Raw genomic sequence first — 8,681 nt, 5'->3', positions numbered from 1 at the left:
CGGCGGCACCATCCTCGGCTCGTCCCGGGTCCGCCCCGAGCATCTGCGGGACGGTGTGGAGCGGGCCAAGGGCCATGTCGCGGAGCTCGGGCTCGACGCGATCATCCCGATCGGCGGCGAGGGCACGCTCAAGGCGGCCCGGCTGCTGTCCGACAACGGCCTGCCGATAGTCGGCGTTCCGAAGACCATCGACAACGACATCGCGGTCACGGACGTCACCTTCGGCTTCGACACGGCTGTCGGGGTCGCCACGGAGGCCCTGGACCGGCTGAAGACCACCGCCGAGTCCCACCAGCGCGTCCTGATCGTCGAGGTCATGGGCCGCCACACCGGCTGGATCGCCCTGCACTCCGGTATGGCCGCCGGCGCCCACGCCATCGTCGTACCTGAACGCCCCTTCGACATCGAGGAGTTGGCCGCACGCGTCGGCGAACGCTTCGAGGCGGGCAAGCGGTTCGCGATCGTCGTCGCCGCGGAGGGTGCGAAGCCGCGCGCGGGCTCGATGAAGTTCGACGAGGGCGACAAGGACGTGTACGGCCACGAGCGCTTCGCCGGGATCGCGCGGCAGCTCTCCCTGGAGCTGGAAAAGCGGCTCGGGAAGGAGGCGCGGCCGGTGATTCTGGGCCATGTACAGCGGGGTGGGACGCCTACGGCCTATGACCGGGTACTCGCCACCCGGTTCGGGTGGCATGCGGTGGAGGCTGTGCACCGGGGGGAGTTCGGGCGGATGACCGCGCTTCGGGGGACGGACATAGTGATGGTGTCCCTGGCCGAGGCGGTGGAGACGTTGAAGACGGTTCCTGAGGCTCGGTATGCGGAAGCCCAGTGCGTGCTGTGACGGTTGTCTGTCGGGTGCGGGTACGTGGGGCCTTGTTGTCGCGCAGTTCCCCGCGCCCCTGAAGGGGCGCTTGCGCCGCCCCCGGTCCAAGTCGTGACCGGGGGCGGTTCTACTCTTGGTTCGGACAGACAGCACGCAACCAGCACGAACCAGGAGCCGGCGGATGGATCACAGCGGGCACGGTACGACCATGGATCTTCTGCCCTTCACCTTGGGGCGGGGGCTCGGGTGGTCCGCCGACCCGTTCTTTCTGGTCGCCTGTCTGGTGGGCCTCGGCCTCTACGGGTGGGGGGTCGTACGGCTGGCCCGGCGTGGGGACAAGTGGTCATCCGGGCGGACCGTCTCCTTTGTGCTCGGTGTGCTGACCGTCATGCTCGTCATGTGCACCCGGCTCAACGACTACGGCATGGTCATGTTCAGCGTGCACATGGTGCAGCACATGGTGATCAGCATGGTCTCGCCGATCCTCATCCTGCTCGGCGCTCCGATCACGCTCGCGTTGCGGGCGCTGCCGGTCGCGCCGCGCGGGCGCAAGGGGCCGCGTGAGCTGCTGCTCGCGGTGCTGCACAGCCGGTACATGCGGATCATCACGCATGCGGCGTTCACGATTCCGCTGTTCATCGCGAGCCTGTACGTCCTGTACTTCACGCCGCTCTTCGACTTCCTGATGAGTTCGAAGGCAGGGCACATCACGATGATGTGTCACTTCCTCGCCGTCGGACTGATCTTCTTCTGGCCGATCATGGGCGTCGACCCCGGTCCGAACCGGCCCGGTTACCTGATGCGGATGCTGGAGCTGTTCGCGGGCATGCCGTTCCACGCGTTCTTCGGGATCGCGCTGATGATGGCGTCGACACCGATGGTGGACTCGTACAGGAATCCGCCCTCCTCGCTCGGTATCGACGCGCTGTCCGACCAGAACGCGGCCGGCGGGATCGCCTGGGCGTTCAGCGAGATCCCGACCGTGCTCGTGCTGCTGGCACTGCTCTTCCAGTGGTACGGCTCCGAGCAGCGGCAGGCCAAGCGCCAGGACCGGGCCGCCGACCGCGACGGCGACAAGGAACTCGAGGCGTACAACGCCTATTTGGCCTCACTGAACGCACGCGGGCGCTGAATCAACTTCAATTCCCCTTGCCTGAAACTCTTTCGCATTCAGTAGCATGGACGTGACGTACCCGCCGGGGGGAGCGGTATGACACTTCGTGCTTTCGGGAAACGTGGACTTCAGCGGCTGACTGTCGCACTGTTGTGCGTTCTATTTGCCGGCAGTTGCGACAGCGGGGCGCCGCTGACGGTGGTGAAGGCGGTGGCTTCGGGAGTGCCCTCCCTCGCTCCGTTCTTCGACGAGAACATCGGCCTGGGCCAGGACGCCCAGGTCCGTTCAGAGCCCGCCCATGGCAGCAGCCTGCAGCAGGGCAGCACGCCTGGCCTGTACGGGGGGACGAGGAAACCGACGGTCTGTGACGTCGACCGGCTCAAGCAATTCCTCATCGACCCCAAGAACAACAGGAAGGCCCAGGAATGGGCACGTGTGGTCGATATTCCGCAGAGTGGGATTCCTGCCCATCTCGACCGGCTCACGCCCGTTCTCCTGCGCCACGACACTCTCGTGAAGAACCACGACTACAAGAAGAAAAAAGCGGTCCCCTTCGACGCGCTGCTCCAGGCGGGAATCGCGGTTCTCGTCGACGACGCGGGAGTTCCCGCTGTGAAGTGTTCATGCGGAAATCCGCTGAAGCCGTTCAAGGGTGCCACGGACCGCATTTCCGTCGAGTTCGAGGACGGCAACGAGAAGTGGAGCGACTACGACGCCGACGAGGTCGTGCTCGTACGTCCCGCACCCAGCGAGGTCGACCGGTTCGCGCTCGTCGACGTGGAGGAACCGGAGCGGGGCATCTACCGCCGGACCGGTACCCGGGGCGAGGCCGACAAGGTCTTCGACACCCGTGAGCGGCACCGGGTACCGACGCTCACCGGGACGACCTTCGGCGCCGCGAGCGGCCGGCTGACGAACCTGGGCCTGGCGACGGCATACGACAGCGACGGTCTGCCGCCGTCCGACGCCACCGTCACCGGGTCGGACCCGGGGCCGGGGACCACGCTCCCGTTCGGCTCGTACGTCATGCTGAACGTCCGCATCGAGTCCGGGTCGGCGGATGACGGGAGCGGCGGAGGCGACGGAACGACACCGCCGGAGTCGGGCTCGGGCTCGGGCTCGGGCTCGGGCTCGGAGCCAGGGTCCGGGACGGAGCCAGGGCCGGGGCCCATCACCTCGGCGCCCGGCGGGACCGATCCGTCGTCTCCCTCGTCCGATCCGGCGACGTCTCCGTCGTCTCCGTCCTCGTCCAGCAGCGAGCCCGCGCCCTCCACGTCCGAACCCTCCTCGTCGGATCCCTCGCCGTCCGGGCCCGGCAGCGGTACCCCCGACAGCGGGGCCACGAGCGAGGCGCCCTACTCCGAGCCACCTCCACCATCCCCTCCCCCTCCCCCGCCTCCCCCTCCCCCGCCTCCGCCTCCGCCGTCGAGCGACACGCCCGGCCCCGCCCCGCCGAACAGCGAACCCCCGCCTCCACCACCACCGCCGGAAACGACCAGCGCACCCACCGACCCGCCGCCGTCCGAGGTGAGCAGCCCGCCGGCGACGGCCCAGGGGAAGTCGGGTGCGCACCGCGCCCGGACAGGGGCGCGGGACTGTATCGACTTGCGGCTCAGCCGCGTGGGCGCGACCAGCCCCCACCGGCCCGCAGCAGACGAACCGCATGTCCAGCGGATCGCAGACCCGGGAGTCACCGGATGCCATCAGGATCACCGACATCAGGAGTGGGCCGGGTCATAGCCGGCCGTTACCTGCTGCTGAACCAGCTCGGCAGCGGCGGCATGGGCCACGTCTGGCTCGCCCACGACCAGAGACTCACCTGCGAGGTCGCCCTCAAGGAGATCGTGTTCCGCGATGCGGCGGAGGCCTCCGACGAACGCGCCACCCGGGTGGCGCGCGCCCGCGCCGAGGCCCGCCACGCGGCCGTGCTGCGCGGCAACCCCAACGTGGTGACCGTGCACGACGTGCTGGAGCACGAGGGCCTGCCGTGGATCGTCATGGAGTACGTGGCGGGCGCCCTCGACCTGCGTGACCTGGTCGGTATGCGCGGCCCGCTGGCGCCCGCCGAGTGCGCCCGCATCGGCCTCGCCGTACTCGACGCGCTGACCGCCGGACACGAGCAGGGCATCATGCACCGGGACGTGAAGCCCGCGAACATCCTGCTGGCGCCGGACCGCACCGGGACGCCGTACGCCCGGATCCTGCTCACCGACTACGGCATCTCGGTGCAGCCGGACACGGGTGAGACGCGGTACACACTGGCGTCGGCCCTCGTCGGCACGGCGGGCTATCTGGCACCCGAGCGGGCCACCGGCGGGCAGCCGACCGCCGCCGCCGACCTGTTCTCGCTGGGCTGCACTCTTTACTACGCGGTCGAGGGCGTCGGACCGTTCGAACGGGACACGCATCTCGCGGAGATCACCGCGGTGGTGATGGAGGAGCCCCGGAGGCCGGAGCGGGCGGGCGCGCTGGGCCCGGTGCTGGAGGCGATGCTCGCCAAGGACCCGGCGCAGCGGATCACGGCGGCCGGTGCGGAGGCGGCTCTGGACTCCATCGTCACGCCCCGGGCCGATCCGTACGAGCGCACCAGGACGGACCCGGGGTCGATGCCGCCGTGGGGCGGGCCGGAGGAACTGTACGGGCCCCGGCACGCGCCTGCCGCCTTCGCGCGAGCGGGCGAACTTCCGCGGCCTCCGGGCCTCGCCTCACCGCCCCCTCCCCGGCGTGCCCGTGCGCTCCCCGCCGCCCTCGGGGCCCTTCTCGGGGTCGCCCTGGCCGGTGCCGGTCTCTGGTTCACCCTGGGCGCCCCGCCGGGCGGCGGTGACGAGCAGACCGTGCGGAAGCCGTACGGCGACCCCGTCGGTCTCGCCGCGCCGCTGGCAAAGGGCGACTGTGTGATCGCCGACTGGCCCGGCGGTACGCGTTTCCGGGGGACGCCGCGGCTGACCGTGGATCCCACCTGCCGGGACGCGCCGCCGGACGGACAGGTGCTGGCTGTCGTGAACGCCGGGTCCGCCGCCGAGGCGCGGGAGCAGGGGCCCGTCGAGTGCGAGGAGCGGACCCGGGATCTCCGGGAGAAGCTTGCGGACGTACGCGGGTATGCCGTCGTGCCGGCCGAGGGCGGGTTCGAGGCCGCCGAGGGGCGTACGGCCTGTGTGCTGCTCGGTGCGCACGGGCCGGTGTTCGGGCCGCTCGGGCCGCACCGCGAGCCCGGGCAGGCGTTCCGTGAGACGGCCACCATGCAGAAACGGGACTGCCTCCGGGCGCCCTCCGGGCGGGAGGCGCGGCTGGTCCCCTGTACCGAGCCGCACGACGAGCAGGTGCTCGGGTTCGCCCGGCTGGACGCCGGTGTTCCCTTCGAGAAGGCGCGGGACATATCGGACGCGGCCTGCGCGCGGGACGTGCCGCCGACCGACTACGGCTTCGATCCGTCGGTCTACGAGGCCGGGTCCTGGACGAGCCGCGGAGCGTGGGACTCCGAAACACATTTCGTCGTCTGCACTGTCCGGAAGCAGAACGGGGGCACCATGGAGGGAGAAGAGCCATGAGGAGGGTGTTGCGATGCCCGGTTCCACGAACGGTTCCACGAAGACCATGGGGGTGCTCACCGTAGGCGGGCTCGTCGTGGTGACGGCCTACACGGTGGCGCTCGGCAGCAACGGCTGGCTGTGGTTCGGCTGGGTCGTATTGGGCCTGATCACCCTCGGGATGGTGGTCAGTCGCCCGACATGACATCCGTACACCCGTATGGAGCAAGGCGGGCCGGGTCAGTCCTCGAAGAGCCGGCCCGCCGAGTGCACACCCGGCTGGTACTTCGGCAACCGGGCGGTGATCTTCATGCCGGCCCCGAGCGCGGTCTCGATGACGAGGCCGTGGTCGTCGCCGTAGACCTGACGGAGCCGGTCGTCCACGTTCGAGAGGCCGATGCCTCCTGACGGGCTGACCTCGCCCGCGAGGATACGGCGGAGCAGGACCGGGTCCATTCCGGCGCCGTCGTCCTCGATGACGACCAGAGCCTCGGCTCCCGCGTCCTGCGCCGTGATGCTGATGTGGCTCTTGCCCGCGAACGCCGCTCTGCCCTCCAGGCCGTGTTTGACGGCGTTCTCCACGAGGGGCTGGAGGCAGAGGAAGGGCAGGGCGACCGGGAGCACCTCGGGGGCGATCTGGAGGGTGACGGAGAGGCGGTCGCCGAAGCGTGCCCGGACGAGGGCCAAGTAGTGGTCGATGGCGTGGAGTTCGTCGGCGAGGGTGGTGAAGTCGCCGTGCCTGCGGAACGAGTAGCGGGTGAAGTCGGCGAACTCCAGGAGCAGTTCGCGGGCGCGCTCGGGGTCCGTGCGTACGAAGGAGGCGATCACCGCGAGCGAGTTGAAGATGAAGTGCGGGGATATCTGGGCGCGAAGTGCCTTGATCTCGGCCTCGATGAGGCGGGTGCGGGACTGGTCGAGGTCCGCCAACTCCAGCTGGACCGAGACCCACCTCGCGACCTCTCCGGCCGCGCGGACGAGGACGGCGGACTCACGGGGCGCGCAGGCGACGAGGGCGCCGTGGACGCGGTCGTCGACGGTGAGGGGGGCCACGACAGCCCAGCGCAGGGGGCAGTCCGGGGCGTCGCAGGTGAGGCGGAAGGCTTCGCCGCGGCCGGTTTCGAGAGGGCCGGCGAGCCGTTCCATGATCTCGGCGCGGTGGTGTTCGCCGACGCCGTCCCAGACGAGCACCGACTTCTGGTCGGTGAGGCAGAGGGCGTCCGTGCCGAGCAGGGTACGCAGACGGCGGGCCGAGCGGCGGGCGGTCTCCTCGGTGAGGCCGGCGCGCAGCGGGGGCGCGGCGAGGGAGGCGGTGTGCAGGGTCTCGAAGGTGGCGTGCTCGACGGGGGTGCCGAGGCCGCCGAGGCGTTCGGGGCGGGCGGTGCGCCGGCCGAGCCAGAAGCCTGCGGCGAGCAGCGGGAGGATGGCCACGCAGAGCCCGGCCAGGAATCCGCTCATGTCCGGGACACCTCCGTGCGCGTCGGTCCCCCGAGGCCGTGGCCGCCATGGCCGCCGGGCGCCCCGGACAGCTCCTCCGGCAGATGGAAGCGGGCCAGGATGGCCGCCGTACCGGCCGGGACACGGCCCGGGGTGGCCAGGGACACCAGGACCATGGTGAGGAAGCCCAGGGGCACCGACCAGAGGGCGGGCCAGGCGAGCAGGGCGTGCAGGGCGCCCGTGCCCGGGAAGCCCGCCATGGTCGCGGCCACGGCGAGGAGCGCGGAGCCCCCGCCGACCAGCATCCCGGCGGCGGCGCCCGGCGGGGTCAGCCGGCGCCACCAGATGCCGAGGACGAGCAGCGGGCAGAAGGAGGACGCGGACACGGCGAAGGCGAGCCCGACGGCGTCGGCGACCGGGAGTCCGCCGACGATGACGCTGGCGGCGAGCGGTACGGCCATGGCGATGACCGTACCGAGCCGGAAGTGGCGTACGCCGCGTGAGGGCAGGACGTCCTGGGTGAGGACGCCGGCGACGGCCATGGTGAGCCCCGAAGCGGTGGACAGGAACGCGGCGAAGGCGCCGCCGGCGACCAGTGCGCCCAGCAGGTCGCCGCCGAGGCCGCCGATCATGCGGTCGGGCAGCAGGAGGACGGAGGCGTCGGCGTCGGAGGTGAGGGCCAGTTCGGGGGCGTAGAGGCGGCCCAGGGCGCCGTAGACGGGCGGGAGGAGGTAGAAGGCGCCGATGAGGCCGAGGACGGCGACGGTGGTGCGGCGGGCGGCGACGCCGTGGGGGCTGGTGTAGAAGCGGACCACGACGTGCGGCAGGCCCATGGTGCCGAGGAAGGTGGCGAGGATCAGGCCGTACGTGGCGTACAGCGGGCGTTCGTCGCGGCCCTCGGCGAGGGAGGTCGACATGCCGCCGTTGGTGCCCCGGTCTGCCTCGGGGACGGCGGCGCCCTTGGCGAAGGTGAGGCTGGTGCCGGCGTCGATGTGGTGGGTGCCGGCGGGGAGGCGGAGGACCTGCTCCTGGTGCGGGCGGCCGTCGACCGTGCCGGTCACGGTGACGGTGAGGGGGGCCTGCAGCTTCAGGTGGAGGCCTTCCTCGACGCGGACGACGCGCTGTTCGCGGAAGGTGGCGGGTTCGTCGAAGGCGTGACGCGGGGCGCCGTCGCCCTGCCAGGCTAGGACGAGGAAGAGGGCGGGGACGAGCAGCGCGGTGAGTTTCAGCCAGTACTGGAAGGCCTGGACGAAGGTGATGCTGCGCATGCCGCCGGCGGCGACGGTGGCGACCACGACGACGGCGACGATGACCCCGCCGACCCAGTCGGGCGCGTCGGTCAGCACGGCCAGCGTCAGTCCGGCGCCCTGGAGTTGGGGCAGCAGATAAAGCCAGCCGACGCCGACGACGAAGGCCCCGGCGAGCCGTCGTACGGCCTGGGAGGCGAGGCGGGCCTCGGCGAAGTCGGGGAGCGTGTAGGCGCCGGAGCGGCGCAGCGGGGCGGCGACGAAGAGGAGCAGCAGGAGGTAGCCGGCGGTGTAGCCGACGGGGTACCAGAGCATGTCGGGGCCCTGGACGAGGACGAGGCCCGCGATGCCGAGGAAGGAGGCGGCGGAGAGGTACTCGCCGCTGATGGCGGTGGCGTTGAGGCGGGGGCCGACGGTGCGGGAGGCGACGTAGAAGTCGGAGGTGGTGCGGGAGATGCGCAGGCCGAACGCGCCGACGAAGACCGTCGCCACGACGACGAGGGCGACCGCCGGGACGGCGTAGTTCTCGTTCACTGGGA

Annotated in this window: 7 protein-coding genes; 5 read left to right on the top strand and 2 right to left on the bottom strand. The window is 71.2% G+C overall.

Annotated elements, in window-relative coordinates; genetic code table 11:
• The 5 genes from RB628_RS14360 to RB628_RS14340 all read left to right on the top strand — a co-directional run.
• Window positions 1-838 (top strand): ATP-dependent 6-phosphofructokinase (locus RB628_RS14360; protein WP_318320779.1); only part of this gene is annotated, 838 nt, incomplete at its 5' end.
• Between the two features lie 163 nt (window positions 839-1,001).
• A complete protein-coding gene (locus tag RB628_RS14355) occupies window positions 1,002-1,952 on the top strand; it encodes a cytochrome c oxidase assembly protein (protein WP_318320778.1) in 951 nt (316 codons plus the stop codon).
• A 132-nt stretch (window positions 1,953-2,084) separates the two neighbouring features.
• On the top strand, window positions 2,085-3,674 hold the full coding sequence (locus RB628_RS14350; RefSeq protein ID WP_318320777.1) for a PASTA domain-containing protein: 1,590 nt from the start codon (window positions 2,085-2,087) through the stop codon (window positions 3,672-3,674).
• A complete protein-coding gene (locus RB628_RS14345; RefSeq protein WP_318320776.1) occupies window positions 3,632-5,482 on the top strand; it encodes a serine/threonine-protein kinase in 1,851 nt (616 codons plus the stop codon). The genes RB628_RS14350 and RB628_RS14345 overlap by 43 nt, the downstream gene beginning before the upstream one ends.
• Window positions 5,483-5,495: 13 nt before the next feature.
• Window positions 5,496-5,666, top strand: a complete 171-nt coding sequence (locus RB628_RS14340; protein WP_105969565.1) for a hypothetical protein — start codon at window positions 5,496-5,498, stop codon at window positions 5,664-5,666.
• A gap of 35 nt (window positions 5,667-5,701) precedes the next feature.
• Here the strand turns inward: RB628_RS14340 and RB628_RS14335 are convergent, their stop codons facing one another.
• Window positions 5,702-6,916, bottom strand: coding sequence for a sensor histidine kinase (locus RB628_RS14335; RefSeq protein WP_318320775.1), 1,215 nt, complete (start codon window positions 6,914-6,916; stop codon window positions 5,702-5,704).
• The gene (locus tag RB628_RS14330; protein WP_318320774.1) at window positions 6,913-8,676 is read right to left on the bottom strand and encodes a cation acetate symporter; all 1,764 of its coding nucleotides are present in this window, start codon (window positions 8,674-8,676) and stop codon (window positions 6,913-6,915) included. Before RB628_RS14330 ends, RB628_RS14335 begins: the two co-directional genes overlap by 4 nt.
• Window positions 8,677-8,681 lie beyond the last annotated feature (5 nt).

The organism is Streptomyces sp. ADMS, from assembly GCF_033441795.1.
Taxonomy (GTDB): Bacteria; Actinomycetota; Actinomycetes; order Streptomycetales; family Streptomycetaceae; genus Streptomyces.
This window is presented reverse-complemented; position numbering and strand designations above follow the sequence as displayed.